This window comes from Vibrio sp. CDRSL-10 TSBA, from assembly GCA_039696685.1.
GTDB lineage: Bacteria > Pseudomonadota > Gammaproteobacteria > Enterobacterales > Vibrionaceae > Vibrio.
Window position 1 is genome coordinate 1,215,033 of record CP155566.1, and the last position, 24,929, is coordinate 1,239,961.

Genomic DNA, 24,929 nt, shown 5'->3' on the forward strand with positions numbered 1-24,929 from the left:
GTCCTGAAATAGCCAGAAAGTGCTGTGTTGCTTTGTTAAATTTGTTACTAATTTTGGAAAATCCTAAGGTCTTGAATTAGGGTTTAAGGGTTATAACTCGAATAATACAGGGGTTGGTAATGTTTGGATTGGATGCATTTGAACTTGCCAGAATACAGTTTGCGTTTACCGTTTCCTTTCATATTATTTTTCCTGCACTGACCATAGGTGTCGCCAGTTACCTTGCGGTGTTGGAGGGCTTGTGGCTGAAAACTAACGATAAAACCTATCTGTCGCTTTATCATTTCTGGTCGAAGATTTTTGCGGTTAACTTCGGTATGGGTGTGGTTTCCGGCTTGGTGATGGCCTACCAGTTCGGGACCAACTGGAGCGGGTTCTCTGAATTCGCTGGTAGTGTTACCGGGCCTTTGCTGACCTATGAGGTGCTGACGGCTTTCTTCCTCGAAGCGGGTTTCCTCGGGGTAATGCTGTTTGGCTGGAATCGGGTCGGGAGAGGGCTGCACTTCTTTGCGACCTGTATGGTGGCGCTGGGGACACTGATGTCTACCTTCTGGATCTTGTCATCGAACAGCTGGATGCACACGCCGCAGGGCTTTAGCATTCAGGATGGGGTGGTGATCCCGGAAAGCTGGATGGAAATCGTCTTTAACCCTTCTTTCCCGTATCGACTGTTCCATATGACGATTGCGGCCTTCCTGTCCAGTGCCTTGTTTGTCGGCGCTTCTGCGGCCTGGCACCTGCTGAAAGGTAATGATAGCCCCGCGATCAAAAAGATGTTTTCAATGTCGCTTTGGATGGCGCTGATTGTTGCCCCAATCCAGGCTGTGGTGGGTGATGCGCATGGCCTGAATACGCTTGAGCATCAGCCGGCTAAAATCGCGGCGATAGAAGGGCATTGGGAGAAACGAGCCCGGTGAGGCCACTCCTCTGATTTTGTTTGGCATTCCGGATATGGAAGAGGAGCGCACCAAGTATGCAGTTGAGATCCCGTATCTCGGTAGCTTAATTCTCACCCACAGCCTGGATAAACAAATCCCGGCGCTGAAAAGCTTCCCTAAAGAGGATCGGCCAAATGCCACCATTATCTTCTGGTCGTTCAGAATTATGGTTGCGCTGGGCTTACTGATGATTGTACTTGGTGTGCTTGGCTTGTGGCTGAGAAAGAAAGGCAATCTCTATCAATGCCGGCCGTTTCTCAAGTTTGCGCTTTACATGGGGCCATCCGGACTGATTGCGATTCTGGCCGGCTGGTTTACCACTGAAATCGGTCGTCAGCCCTGGGTGGTGTACGGTCTGCAACGTACTCGTGATGCGGTCTCGCTGCATTCTGATTTACACATGTCCTTCACCTTGCTGGCCTTTGTTGTGGTGTATACCTCTGTGTTTGGTGTCGGGTACGTCTATCTGATGAAACTGATTAAAATCGGGCCGGATGAAGGTGATGTTCATCATGACGAGCCGGATATCTCACACACGCCCGCGCGGCCGTTGTCGGCGGTTCGTGACAGAATTGATGGTCCGGAAGGAGGGAAATAACATGGGTATTGATCTCTCGATTATCTGGTTTGTGATTATTGTTTTCTCGACCCTGATGTACATTCTGATGGATGGTTTTGACCTGGGGATAGGCATTCTGTTCCCGTTCAATAAAGACGAAACGCATCGTGATGTCATGGTGAACACGGTCGCGCCGGTGTGGGATGGGAACGAAACCTGGCTGGTGCTTGGCGGCGCGGCTTTGTACGGCGCATTCCCGCTTGCTTATGCGGTGATAGCTGATGCGCTGGCCATTCCTCTGACCATCATGTTGATTGGCCTTATCTTCCGCGGGGTGGCATTTGAATTCCGCTTCAAGGCTATTCCTGAGCACCGCGCTTTTTGGGATAAAGCGTTTATCGGCGGGTCGATTGTTGCGACGTTCAGCCAGGGCGTCGTGCTAGGGACCATCATCAACGGGTTGGAAGTGACCGGGCGAACGTACAGCGGCCCGTCGCTGATCTGGCTGGCGCCATTTCCGCTCTTTTGTGGCTTTGGGCTATTGGTTGCTTACGCGTTGCTGGGCTGTACCTGGCTGATCCTGAAAAGTGAAGGCGACCTGCACAAACGCATGTCTGAACTGGCGGTTCCGTTGACCTACGTGATGCTTGCCGCGATTGTTATCGTCAGTATCTGGACTCCTTTGATGCACAGTGACATCGCCGCGCGCTGGTTTACCTGGCCCCAGATTATGTGGTTTGCGCCGGTTCCTATATTGGTCGTACTCTGCTCGTGGTGGCTGATCCGCTCGGTTTACAACCATGCTCATTATCTGCCGTTCATGCTGACCCTGATGCTGATGTTCCTCGGTTTTACCGGGCTTGGCATTAGCCTGTGGCCGAATATTATTCCGCCGGCAATCAGTATCTGGCAGGCAGCATCACCACCGCAAAGTCAGGGCTTTATGCTGGTGGGGGGATTGCTGATCATTCCGGTCATTCTGGTTTACACCTCGTGGAGCTATTACGTGTTCCGCGGCAAAGTGAAACCAGGCGAAAATTATCATTAACGCGCCGGAGGTGACACGATGAACACGACTGACAAAACACCGGGTCCATGGTGGAAAAAAATCATGTGGCTGGTGGTTATCTGGAGTGGCAGTGTGGCGGCCTTGTTTGTGGTGTCTCTGCTGCTGAAAGGCTTTATGAATGCTGCAGGGTTGCATACTTAAGTAGAGGGTAAGCTACTCATTTTATAATAATCTCAGTCAAGTGAATGTAACCCCGGCTTTGTGGCCGGGGTTTGTTTTCTGATTACCTGGGGGAACAGGTCAAATCACCGAATCCAGCCAGACCAGGATCATGTCGGCGTAGAGGGCGATCAGTCCGGCTACCAGCCCGATGGCACTGATCAACAGGATCATTTTTCACCTCCCTGATGCTGGCGATGCCAGTGCACCACGTAGATCAGTGAGGCCGTTACTCCCGCAAGCAGCAGGGTAGGAATCCACAGCCATGCGCTGCCGTCCCGCGCCAGTAATTCATAAAGCATTAAGGCGACAAACAGGCCAGCTAAAAACAGTGGTGTATACCCCTCGTCCTTAACTCTGTACATAAGTGCTCCTCAAGTTCGCATTGCTGCTGATTATTGTTTTATGCCAGCAAAGGTTTTCCGGTTTGGGTCTTTTGGCCGTACCGGTATTTGAACTATTAATGAGTATAGATAGGACTGGCTTTTATTACAGTTTGTAAACAACAATAACAGTAGGGGAATTGGCAGGGGATAAAATGGGTAACAGCGGGTGGTCAATTCCCGCTGTTATACCCTTCCTACTTGAAGCTGCAGCGGTGTTGGCTGCATTCGTTCACCCCAATCACATAGTGTCTCTATGCTCATGGGGATTCACTCATTTGCCGCCTACCTGCAACTCCAAGTTGTTTGGGTATATTAACGAAGTAAAGCTATTGCCTGTTTAAAGCAATTGCCGGTTTAAAAATGATTATCTGCGTAAAGGCGCTGTGAATCATTGCTTATGATGTTTCATCAGCCAACGATAGACGTCACTGTTACCGTAGGCCGTGACCCAAGATGCGGCGTGGCCGCCGTCTTCGATTTCGGTATAGCGAATGGTTGAAGTGGAGCCTCCGGAGCGAATGACAGCATCGACCATCTGCCTGGAATAATCGACATTAGTGACTTCGTCAGCACTGCCATGGAAAACCCAGGTCGGAATTTGATTGATGGTTTTGGCCTGTTTCGGATCGGCACTGCCGGCAATAGGCAGTGCGGCAGCGAACAGCTCAGGGCGTTGCATCATCGCATTCCATACTCCCTGACCACCTCTTGATAATCCGGTGATGTAGACGCGCGCCGGATCGATATCGGGATTTTCAACCAGGAGACTATCCACCAAATGGAGCAGAGCCGTCATGGATTCGGTCGATGGTGTTTTCTTATAGTTGTAGGGCTCTAACGTGGTGCTTGCCCAGCGCATTGGCCCCGGAGTTTGTGGTGCGAGCACGTAAGAGGGTTGAATGGCTTGATTTTCCGCACTGGCGAAATATTGCGGGCCCCAGTTGGTGCCCTGATACATCTGCGCCTGGTTATCAGTCCCGGCTTCACCACTGCCGTGCAGATGAATGATCAGCGGCAGCTGGCCATGTTGCTGCGGAGTATAGAGCTGGTAAGGCAGGGTAAACTGGCCATCATCGTAATGCTCTGCCTGCCAGGCGGCAAAAGCCGGAGCTGAGCAGAGCGCGGTAATAGCAACGGACAGAAACGGTTTTAACATTCAGACCTCGATAGATTTGTATTTATAATGTAACCGGTATCATAACAGGCAGAACAGTCCGCTGCGTATGATGACTTTCACAAATCCGGCTGATGTCTGCGGTGAATATTTTAACCCGCTTCCAGGCTTATCAAGAGTTGTTCTTCGGGCGATGGATTCGCTCACATAGCTGGCAGTGCAGAATTATCAGTACAGTCAATATTATTGCTTAAGATATAGTTGCCTAAAAAATAGTTGCTTAAGCAAATTGTTTTGGTTATGATTTCTACCGAATCGCAGTTACATTTCATTACAAGCTTCAGGATAAATTCAACATGCCAGATAAAGCGTTGCTTCTATGCGACCTGACCAACAGTCTTCAGCCTGTAAAAAGAGCCTGGCAGCGAGCGGTTTCTGAAGTGATTGCTGAGTATGATATTTCGATGTCTCTGGCGATGTTAATGGTGCTGGTGTACCGACATCCGAAGGGGATTAACCAGAAGTTGCTGGCCGAGGAGTTGGGGATCAACCCGGGTGCACTGGTGCGTTTGCTGGATCAGGCTGCAGAAGAGCAGTGGCTGGAGCGATGCGAAGTTGCCGGTGACCGCCGGGTAAAAACGCTGCATGTGTTACCCCGGGGTACGGAATTGGCACAAAAGCTGGTTAAAGTCGCGGATGAGTTGCGTCAGGAACTGATGGCAGATGTTTCTGCTGAAGACATTGAATGCGCAACCCGGGTGTTAAGACAGTTTGAAACCCGCGCGACGGAATATGTACAGCAATGTAAATGCGATAAATGAGAGTGAAACCGAATAGTCAGTCGTGGCGTTGAGCGGCGGCTGTGGATAATGTGCTTAAGCGCTTGTCCGCCCATTTTTTCCTTTCTCGTCAACAAAGTTGGGGAGTCTTCTCCCATATTAATATTAATCCACTGCAAACCTATTAATATACGAGTTGTTCCGTATATACGGAAACGTGTCATCTCGGGGTAGTTAAGTCCTATACCTCGGAGATGACTTTTTTTTGCCTGAAGAAAACCTGTTGCTTCATGTCCGATTTATTGACGGGCCATTTCCTGTGCGGAAATGGCCCGTCGTGTTTTAGAACGCTCTAGCTGTGTTTTAAAACGATCTAAAGGTTAAGCGGGTTAGGAATCGGTTGGCCGATATCCGGCAGAGGTCGTTCATTGCTGTCGCCATAACCAATACGGAAACGCACCCGGTTGATACAGATTTTATCGATTGTCGGCGATAACAGGTCGAACTGAGCGTAACGTTCGGCTAAATCCGGATGTTGTTGCTGATAGTCGGTCAGTGTCTGACGCAGCAGTTGGTAAAATTCCTGTTCAGTGACGCCAAGGCTAATCAGATGCGGTGAGATAAAGCGTAGCACGGTAACAAAATGTCCGGTCAGCAGGTCATGCACCAGGTATTTGGGCGGCAAGCGGGTCAGCGTATTACGAATATCGGCGTTAAGAGTGTCCAGTTCGGGATAGGCCTGATCGACCAGGCGCAGGTCACCGTGAAAGTCCTTGATAATGCAACCGGCCGGCTGATTGTCTTCCAGGATCAGGGTAATATTCTGACCATGAGCCACCAGCGCAACGCCGTATTTACACATCAGATGGTAGAGCGGTACAACCACATGGTTGAACAGCTTCGCCAGCCAGGCTTTGGCGCTGAGTTGTGAAGCGTCGATGAGTTCACCGATCAGCGGCGTAGCGTTTTGATCGGTTTGCATTAACGCTGCCATCGTCATCGGGCGCTGACTGGCGCCAACCACGGCTTCGGCACGCTCACGCCAGATGCAGCCTAGCATTTCATCATAGCGATACGGGCCTTGTTTGATCTGCGCTTGAAACGGATGAGCGCAGTAGAAGCCGGCCACTTCCTGCTGCACTTTCAAGCCGTGCTGAGCGAGGATAGGATCGCTGGCGGCGGTTTTGGCCAGCCAGGCAGAAAGCTCAGGCCCCTGAACGATAAACTTGCCCGGAATACCGCGGTAGCTTGAGGTATTGAGAATACTCAGCGCGGTTTTAGCGTCGTACCGGACCGCTGTATCTTCTGCACTCAGGGTACGAATCGACTGTTGTGCCAGCCAGTCCGGGCCATGCTTGCCCAAATCAATCAGATCCCCATCCGCAAACAGGCCGGCGTATTGTCCGGTCAGAAAACGTTGGTATTGCCACGGATGAACCGCAATCAGCCAGAAATCATTCGCTTGCTTGCCAAGTGAGTGCTGTAACGCGCTCAGAGTATCCGCTTCCAGCACATTTTCCAGCAACTGCTGATAATCCAGCCCGGCCGCAATTCCGGACTGACACATGGATTTTCTCACCGCAAGCCAGCGCAGTTTGAATGCCGCTCCGGATTCGGGGGCGTATCGCTGCAGATCGTCGGCTCCCCAGCCCAGACGACCTTTGTTGGCAATCGCTTTCGGATGGGAATCGATATAACGCTGGCGCAGCGTTTCGGGCATCTGTGCCATGTCACTCGCGGTCACGTGCTGCAACTGAGCTAAGCGCTGCATATCGCTGTACAGGGTTTGCTGCACTTCTTCTAACAAATTGGCCAGATTGATATCGTTTATCTCCAGATCGGCCTGAACATCGAGCAGCAGCTGAGCGGCAAGTGGCTGGCTGAGGTCCGAGCAATGCAGCGAAGCCTCATCAATATTCAGCATGCCCCATACGGTGACATCAGCATTAAAGCGCCATTCGCGATTGGCCGTTGCCAGTATCCAGCCGGTGCCTGCAGCGACAGGATTCAGCCGCTCCTCATAGTGCAGCTCGGTGATGATTTTAGCGCAGAGATGCTGGTTGGCTGAGATCCAGTATTGCTTATTCATTAGGGTCAAGTCCGTGTTGTTGGTGGATTGAATCATTCTTATATTCAGCGAATTGCAACGTGGCACTGTATGCTGTCGCTACAAATCTGCTGACATATCTTTACGTTATTATTGACATATCTTTACATATCAGGCAATCATAATAGTAATTATTATCATTTAGATTTGAATAAACACTCCATGATGCCTGTTTTGTCGCTGGTTTTGATATCGCTTGGTATCAACCAAACTGTACTCCTGTCTGCAATACCCACCTTGGTTGAGTGGGTTGGACAGAGTGATTCTGCTGCTTCGGTCGGTCTGCTGGTGGCCATGGTCAATATGAATCTGGTCAGCTACTGGCTGGGCGCCGGTTGGTGGGGTGGGGTTGCCTCAAAACTGGGATTTGGCCGCGCCATTCGACTCGCAGCATGCGGATACATCATTGCGAAACCTGAGTTTTATCTGCCTGTTACTGCTTGCGCCGGGCAATGTCTGGCTGCTGGGTTTGTCCCGCTTTGCTATTGGTGGCTTCAGCAGCGCGTTTTTGCCACTCAGCCAGGCGCAGCTGGCCGCCCGGGGTAAGGCGACTCCGGGAGCGCTGTCCGCGTTAAGCGGAGGGTTGACGATTGGTCGGCTGGCTGGTCCAGCACTGGTCCTGCTGCCGGTGTCGATCCCGGTGATCTTACTGGTCCCGATTGCGCTGGTGGTGCCGGTACTTGTTCTGGCTTTGCCTGATAAAGGCCAAGTGATGGCGAGTAAAACCGTTGCAGCTAATCCCTTGGCAACTAATACCTTTGAAACCAAGGCTGCAGAAACCAAGGTTCAGGAAATAGGGAGCTTGGCACAAAGCAATTACTCACGTGTGGTGTACAGCGCCGCACTGCTGACGACCGGATTTGTCGCGGTGTTCCAGCTCTATGTGTTGCAGTTTCTCACCGCACACGGTTACGAAGGCGAAGAAGGTTCTAAAGTTTACGCGTTGATGATGCTGGCAACCAGTGTACTGCTGGTGGTCTATCAGCTGCGCGTGATCCCGAAAATAAGTCGCAGTTACTCCTCTGCATTGTTGCCCGTTTTACTCATCTCTCTCGTCATCGGCTGGATAGTATTGGTGACCGGCGGTGTGAACTGGTGGGGCTTATTTTTCGCAGTGGTGGGATTGTTATTAGCCATCGCTGGTCTGCCTGCCTGGTATACCAGCCGTTTGTTGGAAAGGGAATCTGACCCTGCCCGGCAGGCCAAAAGCAGTGGCTATCTGACGCGCTCACACACAACAGGACACATGGTCGGAACCGGTTTGGCTTCGCTGTTTTTGCATCAGCAATGGAGCTTATCCCTGCTTATATCTGCCCTGGTCCTGTTATTGCTCTTCACCGTGCTAAAACTCAGGAAAAACACTGAGTCCGGCACTTGTTCCTTTATGCAATCTAATTAGAAGAATGGATATCTAACATTATGAAAAATTCCACTCGATGTGTGGCGAAGTTGAGCCCGATCGCTTTGATGATTTTTGCCAGCGTCAGCCAGGCAGCATCACCGGATACTATCGTCGTCACCGGCAGCCGTTCGGAAACAGCCATCTCAGATGTGGCTTCAACGATGTGGGTCGTTGATCAGGAAAAACTTGAGCGTACTCTTAATGCAGGAGCCGACCTGAAAAATGCGTTGGGTGAGCTGATCCCTGGATTTGATTTCGGTAGTAACGCGCGTACCAACTATTCGCAAAACCTGCGTGGCCGTTCGGCTCTGGTGATGATTGACGGTGTGTCTCTTAACTCAACTCGTAACATCAGCCGCCAGCTTGACAGTATCGACCCGTTCAACATTGCCCGGGTTGAGGTACTGTCAGGTGCGACGTCTATCTACGGCGCAGGTGCGGCCGGCGGTATCATCAATATCATCACCAAAAAAGCCACCGGAAACGAACTGACCGTTGAAACCAAAGTGGGTGGCCAGACCGGCTTTAACGACAGCAATGACCTCAATAAAAATGTTGCGGTGGCGCTGTCCGGCGGTACCGATACCTTACGTGGTCGTGCCTCTGTAGCGTATTCGAAAAACGGCGGGGCTTACGATTCTCACGGCGAAATGATTCGCCCGGATATTACTCAGACAGACCTGCAGTTTAACGAAACTATTGATGTGATGGGGAATGTCGAATTTACCCCGGATGAGCACCAGAAGCTTTCGGTAACGGCGCAGTACTACAACAGTGAGCAGGACTCGGACTACGCGACTTATCTGGGCGCCAATCTGGCCGGTATTACCGATTCATCTGTGCTCGAAACCCGTAAAGGTTTACAACTCGACAAGCAGCCAAATACTGAACGTGTCATGCTGAATGCCCAATACAGTCACGATGATGTGCTGGGCCAGCAACTTTTGGCACAGGCGTATTATCGTACTGAATCGCTGCGTTACTTCCCGTACCCTTCGACCGGACGGATTGGCGGAGTGACGATTCCTCTGTACGGCGCATCGGAGCAGAAATCGACTGTTTATGGCCTGAACCTGGCGTTAATCAAGCGCTGGGAACAAGTTAAACTGACTTACGGTATGGATGCCTCACGCGATTCATTTGAAGCGGATCAGACCATTTTTGATGCGAGCCAGGCTCTGGCCTCCGGCGGATTGGTGTTTGATCCGGTCGATACGGTTTCACGTTATCCGGATATCGACAGTAACTATTATGCGCTGTTCTCTCAGGTTGACTGGGAAGTGATGCCGGACTGGTCGGTCAGCGGTGGTTTCCGTTATGCCATTATGGAACATGAGATCAGTGACCATGTCGGTGTTGAAGCCCAATACGCATACGATGCAGGCTTACTGCCAAACCAGCCGGAAGCAATTACTGGTGGTGATATTGATTACGATGAATGGTTGTTCAATTTAGGTTCGGTTTATCACCTTACTGACAATATGCAGGTATGGGGCAACTTCTCCCAGGGCTTTGATGTGCCGGATCCGGCTCGCTTCTTTGGTCAGGGTACGTACCAGTTAGACGGCTCTCTGTCCGGTTCAACTTCGGTCGACAACGCAAGTTTGCAGGGCGTGAAAACCAACTCTTACGAACTCGGCTGGCGTATGTCGCAAGGCGCGTGGGATGTTCAGGTTGCCGGTTACCTGTCACTGTCCGATAAGACCGTTTCTTATGACCGCACCACCTTTGCTGTCGGCGTTGAAGATGACGACAAGCGTATCTACGGTATCGAAGGTCAGACTGTTTACCAGATCAACGATGATTTCTACACCGGTGTTCAGGCGCATTACGTGAAAAGTGAAACCAAGGTCGACGGCAGTTGGGAGAAGCTGGAAGCTGCTTCGGCCAGCCCAAGCTCAGGCAGTGCCTGGTTTGGTTTTGATAACTACCAGTACGGTGCTGAACTGCGCGTCAACAGCTTCATCAGCTACGAAGATGAAGATGGTGAAAAACTGGAGAGTTTCACCCTGGCGAAACCTGAGCGCTTACTACGCACTGCCGGTAGGCCGTCTCAACGTTGGTATCCAGAACCTGTTTGACCGTGATTACGAAACCATCTGGAGCCAACGTGCACAGATGCTGTACGGCGCAAGCTCATCACCGGAGATCTACTCCCACAACGGTTTGGGCCGGACTCTGGCGGTCAGCTACAGCGCGACCTTCTAAGGTGCTCAGCGTGAAGGGGTTAACGTTGACCAAGGCTCAGGAGTTGTTGGTATGACGACTTAACCGCTCGCGCTGACTTCAATGGCGGAACCGGCCCGACCCGGTCGGTTCCCTCATGGGCTTATCTGCCCGGCTTTCAACTTTTTCTCTGTTTACTTCCCTGTGCGGCTGTCAGTAACGACCAGCTTTGACTTCGTGCATCCGTAATCTGGGTCGGTGGGCAACCGACAGAGACTTTTACATTTTTCAGGGCACACATTATTACAGGCCAGGCCTTAACTAACCTCACAAACGATGAAGGATTACTTTATGACTCATGCTTTGACCATGCAGCACTTTTTAAACAGCTTTTTGCTCGAAACCGGAGCGGCGCGAGTAGAAGAGCAGGTGGTTCGGTTACCTCTGAATGCGGGGCGTGAACTGGTGATCCCCCTGGCTTATGTATCGGCGGCGGGCCGGCACCGTTATCGTGGCGAGCTGCTGTTATCGACACCGCAAGGCCAGCAGCCAGTTGATTTTGACAGCGCTATGGCTGAGATTGTCGAGCATTATTTTGATTCGGTTGCAGCGAGCGATAAGGCTAAGTTTGTCCAGCGTGTACTGGACTCGGATAGTTATGTCCGGCGCGCGGATGCCGCGCTACACGCTCGTCCGGCTGCGCAGGGATTTATTGATTCAGAACAGAGTCTGAGCGGTGGTCACAGCATGCACCCGGCACCAAAATGTAATGAGCCGCTCAGCGAGCAGGAACAAGAGGCGTATCTGCCGGAATTTGGCGCTCAGTTTGCGATTGAATGGTTCGCGGTTAAGCGTTCTTGCCTGGTGGGTGAGTATGTGGGTGGTGATATGGCTCAGGCGCTGATGGCGCTGTTTGAACAGCAGACCGGTCAGAGTATGGCGGCGTTGCCCGGCGCTGAGTGGCTGCCGCTGCCGCTGCATCCGTTGCAGGCCAGAGAATGGCGCCGAACCCGCGGAGAATATCACCTTGCCGCCGATGCGGTGCAGGATCTGCAGCTGAGCAGCGGCGGCTGGACCGCGACGTCATCTTCGCGCGCCATTTACCATCCGCACTGCCCGTGGATGCTCAAAGTCTCGTTACCGGTGCGCCTCACTAACTCACTGCGTTTGATGACTGAGCCGGAAGCACGCCGCGGCACTCAGTTCAGCAAACTGATGGCAACCCCAGCGGGTGAAGAGCTGCAGCAGCGCTTTGCCCATGCCTGTTTTATCCAGGAGCCGATGTGGTGTTCGGTACAGGATGAAGACGGCCAGACCCTGGATTTACCCCTGGTCAGCTTCCGTCATAACCCGTTTTATGCCGCGCAGGATGAGCAAGCGCCGCTTAATGGTGAGCGCTTTTACATGCTGGCCAGCCTCAATCAGGATGCCGGCGATGGCCGGGACAACCATATCACCGGCTGGATTAAAGCCTATGCTGCGCAACACGGTTACACCAATGAGCTGGCCGCTCGTCACTGGATGAGCGCGTTTATGCAGCGCGTGATGGCGCCGCTGTGTGTGGCGCGCAGCGATTACGGCATTGTGATGCTGGCCCATCAGCAAAATCTGCTGCTGGAAATAGAGCAGGGCATGCCGGTCGGTGTGGCGGTGCGTGACTGTCAGGGATTTGGCCTGACCACACTGGCCAAAGAGCGTTTCGCCGAAGTGCTTGATAACGAAGCGCCGCAGTATTTCATGGAGTGGGATGAACTTAATCCTTATCACGCTTATTACGTCATCGGTAATACCCTGCTCAATACCATCGCATCCATTGCGGTGTCCGGCATCATCAGTGAAGCCGATTTGTGGCAACTGTGCCGTCTGGAACTGGATGCACTGGCCAAACAGCATCCGAAAGATAACTCTTTCTACCAGTACGTGCTGCAGTCGCCAACCCTGCGCTGGAAACGTAACTTCTTTTGTTTCCTGTCGGCGCATAACGAAGCGACGCTGAAAGACCCTTCGATCATCTACTGTGACATTGCCAACCCGCTGCAATGGCCTGCCGGCGAACATAGTGTCACTAAAGTGCACAAACCGCTGCCGGGCGGGCGCCGTATTACTATTGCTGAAAATGCTATTGCTGACAATGCTATTGCTGAAAAACAGCATGCCGACGCTGCGGCGCAGTTTGAACTGCTGGAGCATGGCCGCAGTGTGGCGGCGTTCTCGCTGCGTCCCTGTGATGATGACGTCACTGAACTGCACAGCGAAAGTATCGATGTCAGTGATGCCATGCTGTGGTGGAGCGCGATTGAGCATGCCTTTTACAGCGCTCGTTTGGAGCAGATTCGTATTCCCGGCTGGCCGCAGGGCAGCAAACTGCTGAGTAAAGCTGAGTTTCTCGAGCACTCGCCGTTATGGCTGCATGCCGCGCAGGATACCTGCGCTGTCACTATGACCACGGCGGTAAATGGTTCGCGTCATCCGCTGCGTCCGCTGCATCCGACCGGCGTTGTGTTCCAGCGTTATTTCTATCACCTCAAACGTACGCTCACTTTCCGTGTGATTGAGATTGAGCGCGATCTGCCAACCTTCCATCGCTGGCACAATCATCCGGTGGTGGCCCAGATGTGGGAGCTGGAGGGCAGCCTGGATGAACATCGCCAGTATCTCAATAAGCAAAAACAAGATGACCATATTTACGGCTTAATCGCGGAATTTGACGGTGTCTCCTTTGGTTATCTTGAAGTTTACTGGGCTGCGGAAGACCGCATCGGGCCGCATTACCAATATGGCTTGTTTGATAAAGGTGTCCACATGCTGGTGGGCAACTTTGCCTATCGTGGCGGCACTTACTTTGATACCTGGGCGAAATCGATAGTCCATTACTGTTTCCAGCAAGAACCGCGTACTGAATCTGTGGTCGGAGAACCCCGAGCCGATAACCAGCGCGTGCTGAAACTGAATGCCCGGGTGGGTATGCAGGTTCAGTTTGAATTTGATTTTCCACACAAACGTTCTGCTTTGATCCAATGCGGTCGAGAACGCTTTTTCCAGCAATTCGCTTTTTAAGGAGCTCATCATGCAAGGCACACACACAAGGAAAGGTCACGATACTCAACCCCAGTCTGCACATATCTATGATGTGATCGGCGTTGGCCTGGGGCCGTTCAATCTCAGTATTGCGGCACTGGCGGCGGAGAAAGAGTCATTGTCGACGCTGTTTCCTCGATAAAAAAGCGCATTTTGCCTGGCATCCGGGGCTGCTGCTGAATGATGCCAAGATGCAGACGTCATTCCTTAAGGACCTGGTTTCGGCGGTGGATCCGACCAGTCGTTACAGTTTTCTCAACTACCTGGTCACTAACCGTAAGTTCTATCCGTTTATGGCCTCCGGCCAGACAACCATCAGCCGTCTTGAGTTTTCGGACTATCTTGGCTGGGTGGTCAGTCAGCTGCCGAACGTTGCCTTTAATCAGGAGGTGACGGCAATTGAACAGACCGATGGCGTGTTCAAAGTGTCGGTTGGAGAGCAGGACTACCTGACCCGCCACTTGGTGATGGGCACCGGCCTGACGCCGAGTATGCCGGAATGTGTGACTCCGTTTGTCGGTAAGCACTGTTTCCACGCCAGCGAACTGGCTCTGCGCGATCCGCAGCTGACCGATAAACGGGTGGCGATTATCGGTGGCGGTCAGACCGGTGCGGATGTGTTCCAGCATGCGTTTGACGGTGAATTCGGCCACGCGCGCGAGCTGAACTGGATCTCGCGCCGCGCCAATATTGAAGTGCTGGATGAAGCCTGTTTTACCGACCAGTATTTCATGCCGGACTACGTCAATGACTTCTATCAGCTCGATCAGGCCACTAAACAGCGCGAGGTGGCACGTCAGAAGCTGACCAGTGACGGTATCACCAGCGACTGTCTGCAAGGTATTTACCAGCGTCTGTATCATGATAAGTATGTATTGCGTAAACCCACCTGGTGGAATATCTGTCCGAACCAGTCTCTGGTCGCGATGCGTCAGGATGAAGACGGTTACCACATCACGCTGGCCCACGGCCTGACCGGGGAAACTCGTGAGATCAGCGCCGATGTGGTGATCATGTGTACCGGCTTTAAGCGCATCGTGCCGCACTGCCTGCGCGATCTGCAGGATCAAATATCCTGGGATGAACATGGCCGTCCAATCTTGTCGGCGGATTTCTGTGTCGACTGGCAGGGCGCTCCGCACAACCGGATTTATATGGTCAATGCCGGGATTGCCTCGCATGGTATAGCCGAGCCGCAGCTGAGCCTGGCTTGCTGGCGCGCGGCACGTATCCTTAACCATGTCGCCGGTTACACCGTGTATGATCCGGTTGAGCACCGTAATATGCTCGACTGGGGCATGGCGGCGCAGACGAGTCAAGAGCGCGTCAGCAGCCGTTTGATATCCTGACCGACCCGCGGTTTGTCTGGAATGTTGCGCTTATAAAGCGAGCTTAGAGAAAGAGATGAAAGCCTGACTCCGGTATTGCCGGGCTCAGGCTTTATTTTTGTGCGAGGTTTTTAGCACGAGACCCGTTTTTTCAGGTAACGAAATGCTTTCTGGAAACGAATCTTATGTCGGTGCATTTAATTCAGCGGTCAAACGGGTCAACTCGTCCAGACTGGCGCGACTGCAATGAGTCAGATTCCGGTTGCGCTGAGATGTTAACGCCTGTTCGGATCCCTGCCTGGCTAAATCTTCCAGTTCACGTAGCTGGCGCGCTAACTGACTGGCGCCGAGAGACTCTGCATCACCGGCCAGACGGTGAGCCTGTTCTGCGACATCATAGTGATCGCCGCGTTGCATGGCTTGTTCAATCCGGGGCAGGATCTTGTCACAGCTGCGTTGCAGTGTGTGAATAAGGTTGGTTACCCGGGCGGAGCCCAGAATCGCGCTGTGCGACTGAAAAACCGCCGGGTCAATCAGTTCTGAGGCGGTGTCAGGCTGTTGCGTATCTGGCAGGATCTCGGCTTGCGCGATCACCTGATTCATCACTTTATATAAGCGCTCGATTTTTAGCGGTTTCGGCTCAATGGCAATCATGCCGGCGGCGTGATATTCACCAATTAATCCGGGCTGGATATTGGCCGTCAGGGCAATGATCGGTGTATAGCGGTTAAGCCCCTGTTCGCTGGTGATGCGGCGCGCGACCTCTAATCCGCTGATGTCGGGTAGATGAACATCAAGCAGAATGACATCAAATTTGTGGTGCGTGACGGCCGCCAGGGCCTGATGGCCGTTTTGCGCCAGTTCGACCTGATGACCGTCCTGACCGAGCAGCGCCATGGTCACCTCCTGATTCACTGGCGTATCTTCCACTAACAGAATGTGCAGTGCTGGTAGTGTTGCAGCACTGCTGCGTTGAAGTAACACCGAGCCGAGTGAGGGTTCAGGCATTGTTGATTGTTCAGGCACTGTGCTGAGCGGCAGTTCAAACCAGAACGTGCTGCCCTGACCAGGCTGACTGGTAACCCCAATGCTTCCGCTGAGACTGTGCACCAGTTTTTCCGTGATCGCGAGGCCGAGGCCGGTGCCTCCGAAGCGGCGGGTGATACTGTCATCGGCCTGACTGAAACGTTCAAAAATGCGCTGTTGATCGCCGTCAGCAATGCCGATCCCGCTGTCGCTGACGGTAAATCGTACCCACTGCCGGCCTGGTTTTGTTGTGGTTTGGCTCAGGGTGATGTGCACAAAACCTTGTTGGGTAAACTTGATGGCATTGGAGATCATATTGGCCAGGATCTGGCGCAATGCACCCGGCGCGCTCTGGCAAATGTCTGTTACTGCCGGATCAATTCCGAACTGTAAATCGAGGCCTTTTTCCAGCGCTCCGGCGGAAAACAGATGACAGCTGGTTCTGACCAGTTCATGCAGAGAAAACAGCTGATGCTCGGGGACATAAGCCCCTTCTTCCAGGCGGGCATAATCCAGCAGGCCATTGAGGATTTCCAGCAGCGCGTCACCGGACTGATAAATAGTATTCAGACGCTCTTGTTGTTCCGCCGAAAGTTCAGTGCGGCCCAGTAGCTGTACCATACCCAGAATGCCATTGAGCGGGGTACGGATCTCATGACTCATGGTCGCGAGAAACTTGGTTTTCGCCTGGCTGGCGGCCTCTGCGTTCTCTTTCGCTTCCAGCAGGTTCTGGGTGCGGCGTTCGACCAGTTCCTGTAACTGATCGCGACTGTATCTGAGCTCCTGCTGCTCCGATTCGCGCCGCTCAATATCGCGTAAAATGGCCAGCCGCATTTCGTTTATTGCTTCGACCACCTGATCCAGCTCATTGCTCTTGAGCTGGCTGGGTCGTTTTTGCAGTGTGAGCGGTTGCCGGAGGTGGCTGGTGCTGATCTGACGGGTGAACTGGGCCATACGCTCCAGGTGACGGGTAATATTAAAGTGTACAATGCCAAACAGCACCACGCTGGTGGCGAGGATCATCAGTGCCTGAACCAGAAAGCTCCACAATGCGGATTCCAGCAGGCGCGCATGTACCGCAGCGACGTCATGATAGACGGTTAGTGTACCTAACTGACGCGGCTCGCGCTGCAAGGTGTGATAGACAATGGCGAACTGATTAGAGGCAGGGGCCTGCGCCGGCAGTTCGCCGAAACGAATTACCTCAGGCCAGTCGGCGCTGCTCAGGGTTACGGCCTGGATATCAGGAAAGTTCATGATGCCCTGCAGTTGCAGGCTGACCTGCTCTTTATCCAGATTCCATAAACTTTTGGCAATCCCGTCCAGTTGGGATGAGGCGATTAAATCAAGCCGGGTCTGCAGGCTGTTTTGCTCGCGGCGGTATTCCGACCAGACTTGCAGCGCTGTCGTAAGCACAATCAGCACCAGGCCGCACAGCAGAAAACGTTTCAGTACCTGATAAACCAGAGGGTGCTCAATATGGTAACCGCGTGCTTTACCAAACCAGGAGACAGAACGATCAGTCATGCTGACCTCCGTGCCTGGCCGATGTGCGGTATTGTTCGGCGTATTGTGCCATCAATTCACCAATATCAGTCTGGCGGGTTATCTGTTGCAGGGCCTGATCCAGTTCAGCCAGATGAGCTGAGAGCGGTGATTTTTTGGCAATCGCGATGTACCAGTAATCCGTGGTCAGCGGACGCTCCAGCGGGACAATGATGTCCTGATAACCGAGGCGCTCGTTTTGCAGCTGGCCGCCGTAGCGCCCAAGTGGCATCATATCAATCCTTCCGCGCAGCAGTTTAGCGAAGTTCTGCTCGCCACTGGACACATAGTCGACCTGCATATGGCGTGCTATCCAGCTGTCCATTTCATCCCCGTAGGAGTCACCTAAAATGACGCCTAAGGTTTTTCCTTTCAGGTCGTCCAGTTGGTTAAATTGCTGCGGATGCCGGCGATTGTAAAACAGCACAATCGGCTCTTTGACTATGGGGGTAGAAAGATAGTTATTGTAGTTCTGCCGCCCGGCGACTTTGTACATCGCGGTGGCGATATCGACATGCCCCAGTTCCATCTCCTTTAAACAGCGCTGCCAGTTAAAGTCCTGTTCAAATGAGAGAGTGAGATTAAAGCGCTGAAATAACTGTTGCAGCAGGTACGCACCAACGCCTTTGACCTGATGATTGTCGACCCAGGAAATCGGCGGATAGATAGGCAGCCCGCACGCTCTGTAAGTGCGGTTGTGATCAAAATCGTCTGCCTGCGCGACGGGTATCAGCAGCAGGCAAACCAAAGTCAGTAAGGTTTTCATACCGACTGGGTTATTCGGGTGAGTAGAGGTAACCGACACCGTGCACGGTAATCAGCCATTTCGGGCTGTAACTGTCATCCTGCAGTTTACGGCGAATACGGCCAATCAGGACGTCAATGGTACGATCGGTGGCGTTCCAGGAGCGATTCCTCAATCTGTCCATCAGTTCATCCCGGGACAGGGAGCGGCCCGGGTTAGTGACCAGCGCATTAAGCAACTGAAATTCCGCTTCGGTCAGCTGCACCGGTTCATCGCTGTCCGCTTTTTTCAGCCAGCGGCGATGAATGTCCATTTTCCAAGGCCCGATGTCGATAAAGCCTTCGGGCTCTTTTTCCGTACTGCGTTCCAGTGTTTTGAGCTTTCTGACCCGGCGAATCAGGTTTTTGGACCGCGCCAGGATCTCGCGCGGATTGAAAGGTTTGGTGACGTATTCATCAGCACCGCATTCCAGGCCAATTATCCGGTCAATCTGATCCTGGCGGCCAGTGACCAGAATAATGCCAATCTCTGATGCACTGCGTAATTCGCGCGTCAGGGTCAGGCCATCTTTGCCGGGCAGGCGAATGTCGAGCAGCACCATATCGATGTAATGGATCGCCAGTAACTCTTCGCCCTGTTCGGCAGTTTCTGCTGAGTGGACAATAAAGCCTTCTTCCTCAAAATAGCTGACCAGAGTTTCTCTGGTGACATCGGAATCGTCGATCACCAGTATCTGAGCTTGTGCGTTTACCACGGGGGTCATAATCAGAATCCTTTCTACTACGGTAAGTGCCGTTTACTGCAAGTGCTGTTTACTGTGCGTGCTGTTCACTGCAAATGTGCAAGTGCCGTTTCCCTTGACACCAACTGTAAATATTAATTCGCTTGATAAGCAAGTGTGAAGCAAGCCAGAGATGAAGCAGTCTACATTTTAATCCCGCCTGTTTACATACTTTCACAACCTGTTGGCTTAGTTTTACTTGTTATTACTTATGGTTGATAACCATCAACCACTATTTAAACTTCGCCATGGTGGATTGCATGGTAGTGAATGCTTTGAAACGAATTTTCTACAAAAGTGCAACATCTGCACCGGATTAGTGCTGTTGGCTGAAAGGTGACAGTGGCGCGAATGACAAGCCCAGTATTCGCGCGCTACAGAGCCGGACTCGTAGGCTAATTCGCTTGCATGAATGTTGTGCTACAGCTTAATAATGCTTGTTAATCAAGTGTTACTGTTTGGCGTTTTACACTAATTTATTTCCTGTTATTAGTTCTTTAGTTTGGTTTTATGGTGGTTCTTTGGATTTACAACTTAATTACAAGCTGTTACGCGCTGTTTGAGACTTGTTGTCAGGATAGGGTTACAACTTAACTTACCAAGCCGGACAACAAGCGCGTGCAGACTGCTGATGCGTTTAACACATACAGATTGAGCTTTAATCTTTGTGCTTCCGGTGAACTGGCATCTGAACCATTTTCTGCTCTGCGCAAGGAGGCACTATGTCTAAAGAGCAAATAACCAGGTCTAAAGAGCAAACAACCGGGTCTGAACAGAAAACAGCTGTGTCTAAACAGCAACAATCTTATCAAGAGCAAATTGAACGTCCTGGACTGTTGTTAGCGATTTTACCGATCGCTATCACGATAGGCTTGCTCGGTATCCAACTGTTTTATTTTGGTGACTTCACGCCACACACCCCGTTAGCTATCGGGATTGTGTTTGCCTGTGTGATTGCCTGGTTCCGCGGCTATCGCTGGAATCATATGGAGCAGGGCTTGTTCCACGTCATTAAAGTCGCCACGTCGGCAATCGTGATTATGTTGATCATCGGTATGATCATCGGTATCTGGATCGCCAGTGGTACGGTACCTATGATGATCTATTACGGTTTTCAGGTCCTGACTCCACAAACCTTCCTCGCGGCGGCAATGATCTTGTGTGCGGTAATTTCTGTGTCATTGGGTACATCCTGGACCACTACTGCAACGGTTGGCCTGGCGCTGATGGGCGTTGGCGAAGGGTTTGGTATTCCGATGTACTGGACTGCCGGTGCTGTGGTTTCCGGCGCCTTCTTTGGCGATAAAATGTCGCCGCTGTCTGACACCACCAACCTGGCTCCGGCTGTAACGGGTACCAACCTCTTTGCTCACATTCGTAATATGCTGCCAACCACTTTCCCGGCGATGTGTATTGCGCTGGTGGTTTATCTGTTTGTTGGTTTCAATATTATCGACGCGCAGCAAGTCGACATTGCCAAAATCGATGCCCTGAGTACCGCACTGAGTAATCATTTTGAATTCAACTGGTTGGTGCTGACACCAGCAGTGGTTGTGTTTGGCCTGGCATTGATGAAGATGCCTGCGATTCCGAGCCTGATGGCAAGTGTGTTGTTCAGTATGCTGATTGCGGTTGTGGTACAGGGCGTTTCTGTACATGATGCGCTCACTTACCTGCAAAGCGGCTTCAGTGTTGATTCCGGTAATGCCACTGCGGATGCACTGCTGAACCGTGGCGGTATTCAGTCAATGTCCTGGATTCTGACCCTGGTGCTGATTGCGCTGGCGCTGGGTGGCGTGCTTGAGCAAACCCGCTGTCTGGAAACGATTGTCCTGTCGATTATGAGCCGCGTACGTACCATCTTTGGCTTGCAACTGGCATCAACCATGACCGCGGCCGGTACTAACCTGGTCGCAGGTGACCCGTACCTGTCGATTGCACTGCCGGGACGTATGTTCAGCCAGGCTTACCGTGGCATGGGTTACTCAACCTTGTGTTTGTCCCGTTCAGTGGAAGAGGGCGGAACCCTGATTTCTCCGCTCATTCCGTGGAACGCAGGTGGTGCTTTTGTTATTCATGCGCTGGGGCTGGGCATCGCTGCCGGTCACACCGAAAACCTGCTTTACATCGTCTGTGCCGTGGCATGTTGGGCTTCGCCGTTACTGGGTATCATTTATGCGGCGTTTGGCAAATTCTGTCCGAAAGCGACCGCAGAAGAGAAACGTCAGTGGGCTGAACAGGGTGAGTTGATCCTTGAGCCGATTAATGAAGAGCGCCCGCTTGGCAAACCGGCGGTGCAATACTGATTCTCAACCTTTCTAACCAGCTAAGCCGCTGCACTCGCAGCGGCTTTTTTGTCGGTATGACTTGGTGCGCTGTATTCTCTGACTGCACTTCTGCACTTCTGTATTTGTCCGGCTTTTGTCTGCACTTGCAATTTGCACGGTTTCGGCAGCTCTTCCCTGATACGCCTGGCCTAATATCTTGCTTGCTGAATTCGTTGGGCTGTTCTTATAAAGCGCTGCATTTTTTACTGATGGTGCTTGTGATGCCTGGTATTTTGCTTCGCGCTTTGCTCATACAGCAGAGCCCGATGTTTTTCCCGGACCTGAAAGAGAATAAAGTGTGAAAGAAAGCAAACGTTGCAAAAAACCAAGGTTGCCAGAAAGCAAAGGTTGCAGAAAACCAAGGCTTACAGAAAACAAAGGCTTACAGAAAACAAAGGCTGACAGAGAAGAAACGCTAACTGCCATGCTGACAGACAGTTGCGGCGAAACATCATATATCAGAAGTTGGAATCGCTACGGCATAACTTACGCTGCAGCTTTAGGGAAGGCAGAGAGCTTGCCTGACAGTGAAGCCATCCCACAAGCTGGGCTGGCAGGTATTGGTTACCTGACCGATGATATTAGTTAACTGGCCGATATTGATTAACTGACAGGCATAAAAAAGCCGCAGAACAGGTCTGCGGCTTTTCATGACTTAACTTCCGAGAAGAGGTTGGGTCATATTATTTAGAGATGAACTCACCGTGCGGGTCGATAACGAATTTCTTCGCTGCGCCGCCGTCGAAGTCTGCATAGCCTTGTGGTGCCTGATCCAGAGAGATCATCTGCACGTTTACTGCATCTGCAATCTTAACTTTATCAAACAGGATAGATTGCATCAGACCACGGTGGTACTTCATGGTCGGACACTGACCAGTGTGGAATGAGTGAGACTTAGCCCAGCCCAGACCAAAGCGCATGCTAAGTGCACCTTCGCGTGCTGCTTCATCTTTAGCACCCGGGTCGTCAGTCACGTACAGACCAGGGATACCGATAGAGCCACCTGCGCGGGTGATCTGCATTGCAGAGTTCAGTACTGTCGCTGGCGCTTCTTCTTTGTGGCCACAGCCACAGCCGTGCGCTTCAAAGCCTACACAGTCAACGAAACAGTCAACTTCACGTTCGTTCAGAATTGCTTCCAGTTTGTCTTCCATGCTGCCTTCTTCACGAAGGTCGATGGTTTCACAACCGAAGCTGCGTGCCTGAGCCAGACGATCTTCAATCATGTCGCCGACGATAACACACGCTGCACCCAGCAGTTGAGCGGATACGGCCGCTGCCAGACCTACCGGGCCTGCACCAGCGATGTAAACGGTTGAACCCGGGCCGACACCTGCGGTTACACAACCGTGGAAACCGGTTGGGAAGATGTCAGACAGCAGAGTCAGATCCTGAATTTTTTCACGTGCCTGATCCGGATCTGGGAATTTCAGCAGGTTGAAGTCTGCGTATGGAACCATGACGTATTCAGCCTGGCCACCAACCCAGCCACCCATGTCAACGTAGCCGTAAGCTGCGCCAGGACGAGCAGGGTTTACATTCAGACAGATACCGGTCAAACCAGTTTTACAGTTGCGGCAACGGCCACAGGCGATGTTAAACGGTACCGATACGATATCGCCCACATCCACGAATTCTACGTCACGACCTTTTTCCAGGATGATACCTGTGATTTCGTGACCCAGTACCAGACCTTCTTCAGCAGTCGTACGGCCACGCACCATGTGCTGGTCACTACCACAGATGTTGGTGGTCAGAACTTTAAGGATAACACCGTGCTCGCACTTGCGGTTTCCAAGTGCCAGTTCAGGATAAGGGATAGATTCTACAGCAACTTTTCCTGGGCCTTTGTAGACAACACCACGGTTGGATTTTTCGTAGGACATAGGGTCTCCTTGTTGAGGCTTTTTATAGTTGTAGCGTTCCTTGACCAGACAAATTCAATTTTGTCTGGATAACGTCGCGATGGGCGGGGCGGTCAAGGTCGTCATTCGGACGAGAATGTGACGGACAGTGACTGCCCCATAAAGCGGCGTTATTCGAGCGACTACAAACTTTGTTTGGTTTATCTGCTTGCTTTGCATAGCGGAAAATAGCCCTCAAGCGCTGCACCCATATGTCGCAATGCGCCGCGAAATGGTGCATTTACGACGCCTAGGGCCGATAAAAGAAGATGCTGAGAGTGCGCTCACAGAGGTGTGAAAAAGTTGAGTGATTTAGTCGGAAAAAGAAAAAACAGGCACGTAAATTGGCTGAGAGGCAATGATGTGAGACTTTTGTCAATTTAATGGTGGTTATTTTGGAATTAATGTTGTGTTTTTACCGTATGAAGCGTGTAATCTGGATATACATAACAATGCGTAATCCTAATAGCCACAAGGGGTGTAAGCGCTTTCACTCAGGTCTATTCGAAGAGTAGTACGACAACGTCATGAAATTTTTTGAAATTGAACAGCTGATAGCCAGCCTGAAAAATGAGCCGCGGGTGATTGTCCAGGCCCACGATTTTCCCGACCACGATGCGTTGTCATCGGCATTTGCGATGGCTTATTTGCTGCGCAAACAGGGACTGAATCCATTCATTACCTACAATGGTTTTATTGACCGCATCTCACTGCGCAATCTGATTCATTGGCTCAATATACCGATTGTTCAGCCGCATCAGCTGGCTTTGACTCCAAACGATAAAATCATAGTGGTGGACGGTTGCATTGGTGAAAAAAATGTCACCGATTTTCCCGGTCTGGAAGTCGGCGTGATTGATCACCATCAGGTCAACGCGCCAGATTTTGTCTGGTTTGCTGACATCCGCCCGGATTATGGTTCTACTGCCACGATTATGGTCGAATACTTCAATCAGTTTGGGCTCGATATTCCGGCCAAGATTGCTACAGCGCTGCTGGTTGGACTGACCTTTGATACGGCCAATTTTACCCGCGCGGTCGGCGCGGCCGATATTAATGCTTTATTGCAGCTGCAGGCGAAAGCGGACATGGCGATGGTCAATCGCATCTGTCGTAATCAGATTGAGTTTCATGAGTTAAAACTGTTTGATACCTTGCTGGCGAATATGAAACGCGAAAAAAACTGCGCATTTGCGGCGCTGCCTGAAGGCTGCAGCAAAAATATGCTCGGTGTGCTGGGGGATTTCCTGCTCGGCGTGGATGAAATCGATATGGTGGTACTGAGCGCACGCAGTAAAGAAAAGACGTTTTTGTCACTGCGTTCTGAGTGTAAGCACAATAACGTCGCCCAGATTGTGCGCCGGGCACTGAATGATACCGGAATCGGTTTCGGTGGCGGCCATGCTCACATGGCGGGCGGTATTATTAATCATATGTACCAGCTGGCGGATGAATTTGAGTACGTTTACGACCTGATAAAGCCTCAGTTACAACTCAAACAGGCCTGACAAATGAG

18 protein-coding genes and 1 pseudogene are annotated in these 24,929 nt (G+C 51.8%); 12 read left to right on the plus strand and 7 right to left on the minus strand.

What is annotated here, in order from left to right; genetic code table 11:
- Positions 1–119 precede the first annotated feature (119 nt).
- The 3 genes and pseudogenes from ABDK09_13065 to ABDK09_13075 all read left to right on the plus strand — a co-directional run bounded on the left by ABDK09_13065 (position 120) and on the right by ABDK09_13075 (position 2,707).
- Positions 120–1,536, plus strand: a pseudogene (locus ABDK09_13065) (cytochrome ubiquinol oxidase subunit I).
- Position 1,537: 1 nt separating this feature from the next.
- Positions 1,538–2,545 carry a cytochrome d ubiquinol oxidase subunit II gene (gene cydB / locus ABDK09_13070; GenBank protein ID XAW90346.1) on the plus strand — a complete coding sequence of 336 codons (1,008 nt, stop codon included), beginning with the start codon at positions 1,538–1,540 and terminating at the stop codon, positions 2,543–2,545.
- An 18-nt stretch (positions 2,546–2,563) separates the two neighbouring features.
- A complete protein-coding gene (locus ABDK09_13075) occupies positions 2,564–2,707 on the plus strand; it encodes a DUF2474 domain-containing protein (protein XAW90347.1) in 144 nt (47 codons plus the stop codon).
- 188 nt (positions 2,708–2,895) lie between these two features.
- On the opposite strand, the gene ABDK09_13080 is transcribed toward ABDK09_13075, so the two are convergent.
- Both ABDK09_13080 and ABDK09_13085 read right to left on the minus strand, forming a co-directional pair.
- Positions 2,896–3,090, minus strand: coding sequence for a hypothetical protein (locus tag ABDK09_13080; protein XAW90348.1), 195 nt, complete (start codon positions 3,088–3,090; stop codon positions 2,896–2,898).
- 409 nt (positions 3,091–3,499) lie between these two features.
- Positions 3,500–4,267 carry a prolyl oligopeptidase family serine peptidase gene (locus ABDK09_13085; protein ID XAW90349.1) on the minus strand — a complete coding sequence of 256 codons (768 nt, stop codon included), beginning with the start codon at positions 4,265–4,267 and terminating at the stop codon, positions 3,500–3,502.
- Between the two features lie 314 nt (positions 4,268–4,581).
- On the opposite strand from ABDK09_13085, the gene ABDK09_13090 reads away from it, so the two are divergent.
- Positions 4,582–5,046: a MarR family transcriptional regulator gene (locus ABDK09_13090; GenBank protein XAW90350.1), complete on the plus strand. Its 465-nt coding sequence runs from the start codon at positions 4,582–4,584 to the stop codon at positions 5,044–5,046.
- Positions 5,047–5,377: 331 nt separating this feature from the next.
- Here ABDK09_13090 and ABDK09_13095 read toward each other — a convergent pair whose 3' ends face one another.
- Positions 5,378–7,093, minus strand: a complete 1,716-nt coding sequence (locus ABDK09_13095) for an IucA/IucC family protein (protein ID XAW90351.1) — start codon at positions 7,091–7,093, stop codon at positions 5,378–5,380.
- A 361-nt stretch (positions 7,094–7,454) separates the two neighbouring features.
- Between ABDK09_13095 and ABDK09_13100 the strand changes: the two genes are divergently transcribed.
- The 5 genes from ABDK09_13100 to ABDK09_13120 all read left to right on the plus strand — a co-directional run bounded on the left by ABDK09_13100 (position 7,455) and on the right by ABDK09_13120 (position 15,106).
- The gene (locus ABDK09_13100) at positions 7,455–8,510 is read left to right on the plus strand and encodes a hypothetical protein (GenBank protein XAW90352.1); all 1,056 of its coding nucleotides are present in this window, start codon (positions 7,455–7,457) and stop codon (positions 8,508–8,510) included.
- Positions 8,511–8,530: 20 nt separating this feature from the next.
- Positions 8,531–10,594, plus strand: a complete 2,064-nt coding sequence (locus ABDK09_13105) for a TonB-dependent receptor (protein XAW90353.1) — start codon at positions 8,531–8,533, stop codon at positions 10,592–10,594.
- Positions 10,595–11,030: 436 nt separating this feature from the next.
- On the plus strand, positions 11,031–13,736 hold the full coding sequence (locus tag ABDK09_13110; GenBank protein ID XAW90354.1) for a GNAT family N-acetyltransferase: 2,706 nt from the start codon (positions 11,031–11,033) through the stop codon (positions 13,734–13,736).
- A 10-nt stretch (positions 13,737–13,746) separates the two neighbouring features.
- The gene (locus tag ABDK09_13115; GenBank protein ID XAW90355.1) at positions 13,747–13,899 is read left to right on the plus strand and encodes a SidA/IucD/PvdA family monooxygenase; all 153 of its coding nucleotides are present in this window, start codon (positions 13,747–13,749) and stop codon (positions 13,897–13,899) included.
- Positions 13,847–15,106: a SidA/IucD/PvdA family monooxygenase gene (locus tag ABDK09_13120; protein ID XAW90356.1), complete on the plus strand. Its 1,260-nt coding sequence runs from the start codon at positions 13,847–13,849 to the stop codon at positions 15,104–15,106. The genes ABDK09_13115 and ABDK09_13120 overlap by 53 nt, the downstream gene beginning before the upstream one ends.
- A gap of 162 nt (positions 15,107–15,268) precedes the next feature.
- On the opposite strand, the gene ABDK09_13125 is transcribed toward ABDK09_13120, so the two are convergent.
- The 3 genes from ABDK09_13125 to ABDK09_13135 are packed head-to-tail and all read right to left on the minus strand — an operon-like array spanning position 15,269 to position 19,164.
- Positions 15,269–17,638, minus strand: a complete 2,370-nt coding sequence (locus ABDK09_13125; GenBank protein XAW90357.1) for an ATP-binding protein — start codon at positions 17,636–17,638, stop codon at positions 15,269–15,271.
- Entirely contained in the window at positions 17,631–18,461 is an 831-nt protein-coding gene (locus ABDK09_13130; protein ID XAW90358.1) for a transporter substrate-binding domain-containing protein, read from the minus strand. Before ABDK09_13130 ends, ABDK09_13125 begins: the two co-directional genes overlap by 8 nt.
- On the minus strand, positions 18,433–19,164 hold the full coding sequence (locus tag ABDK09_13135; protein XAW90359.1) for a response regulator: 732 nt from the start codon (positions 19,162–19,164) through the stop codon (positions 18,433–18,435). Before ABDK09_13135 ends, ABDK09_13130 begins: the two co-directional genes overlap by 29 nt.
- 740 nt (positions 19,165–19,904) lie before the next feature.
- Here ABDK09_13135 and nhaC point away from each other — a divergent pair.
- Both nhaC and ABDK09_13145 read left to right on the plus strand, forming a co-directional pair.
- A complete protein-coding gene (gene nhaC / locus ABDK09_13140; protein XAW90360.1) occupies positions 19,905–21,488 on the plus strand; it encodes a Na+/H+ antiporter NhaC in 1,584 nt (527 codons plus the stop codon).
- A gap of 319 nt (positions 21,489–21,807) precedes the next feature.
- Positions 21,808–22,098, plus strand: a complete 291-nt coding sequence (locus ABDK09_13145; protein XAW90361.1) for a hypothetical protein — start codon at positions 21,808–21,810, stop codon at positions 22,096–22,098.
- A 94-nt stretch (positions 22,099–22,192) separates the two neighbouring features.
- Here ABDK09_13145 and fdhA read toward each other — a convergent pair whose 3' ends face one another.
- Positions 22,193–23,395 carry a formaldehyde dehydrogenase, glutathione-independent gene (fdhA, locus tag ABDK09_13150; protein XAW90362.1) on the minus strand — a complete coding sequence of 401 codons (1,203 nt, stop codon included), beginning with the start codon at positions 23,393–23,395 and terminating at the stop codon, positions 22,193–22,195.
- Positions 23,396–23,940: 545 nt separating this feature from the next.
- Here fdhA and ABDK09_13155 point away from each other — a divergent pair.
- Positions 23,941–24,921 carry a DHH family phosphoesterase gene (locus tag ABDK09_13155; GenBank protein ID XAW90363.1) on the plus strand — a complete coding sequence of 327 codons (981 nt, stop codon included), beginning with the start codon at positions 23,941–23,943 and terminating at the stop codon, positions 24,919–24,921.
- The last annotated feature ends 8 nt before the right edge of the window (positions 24,922–24,929 follow it).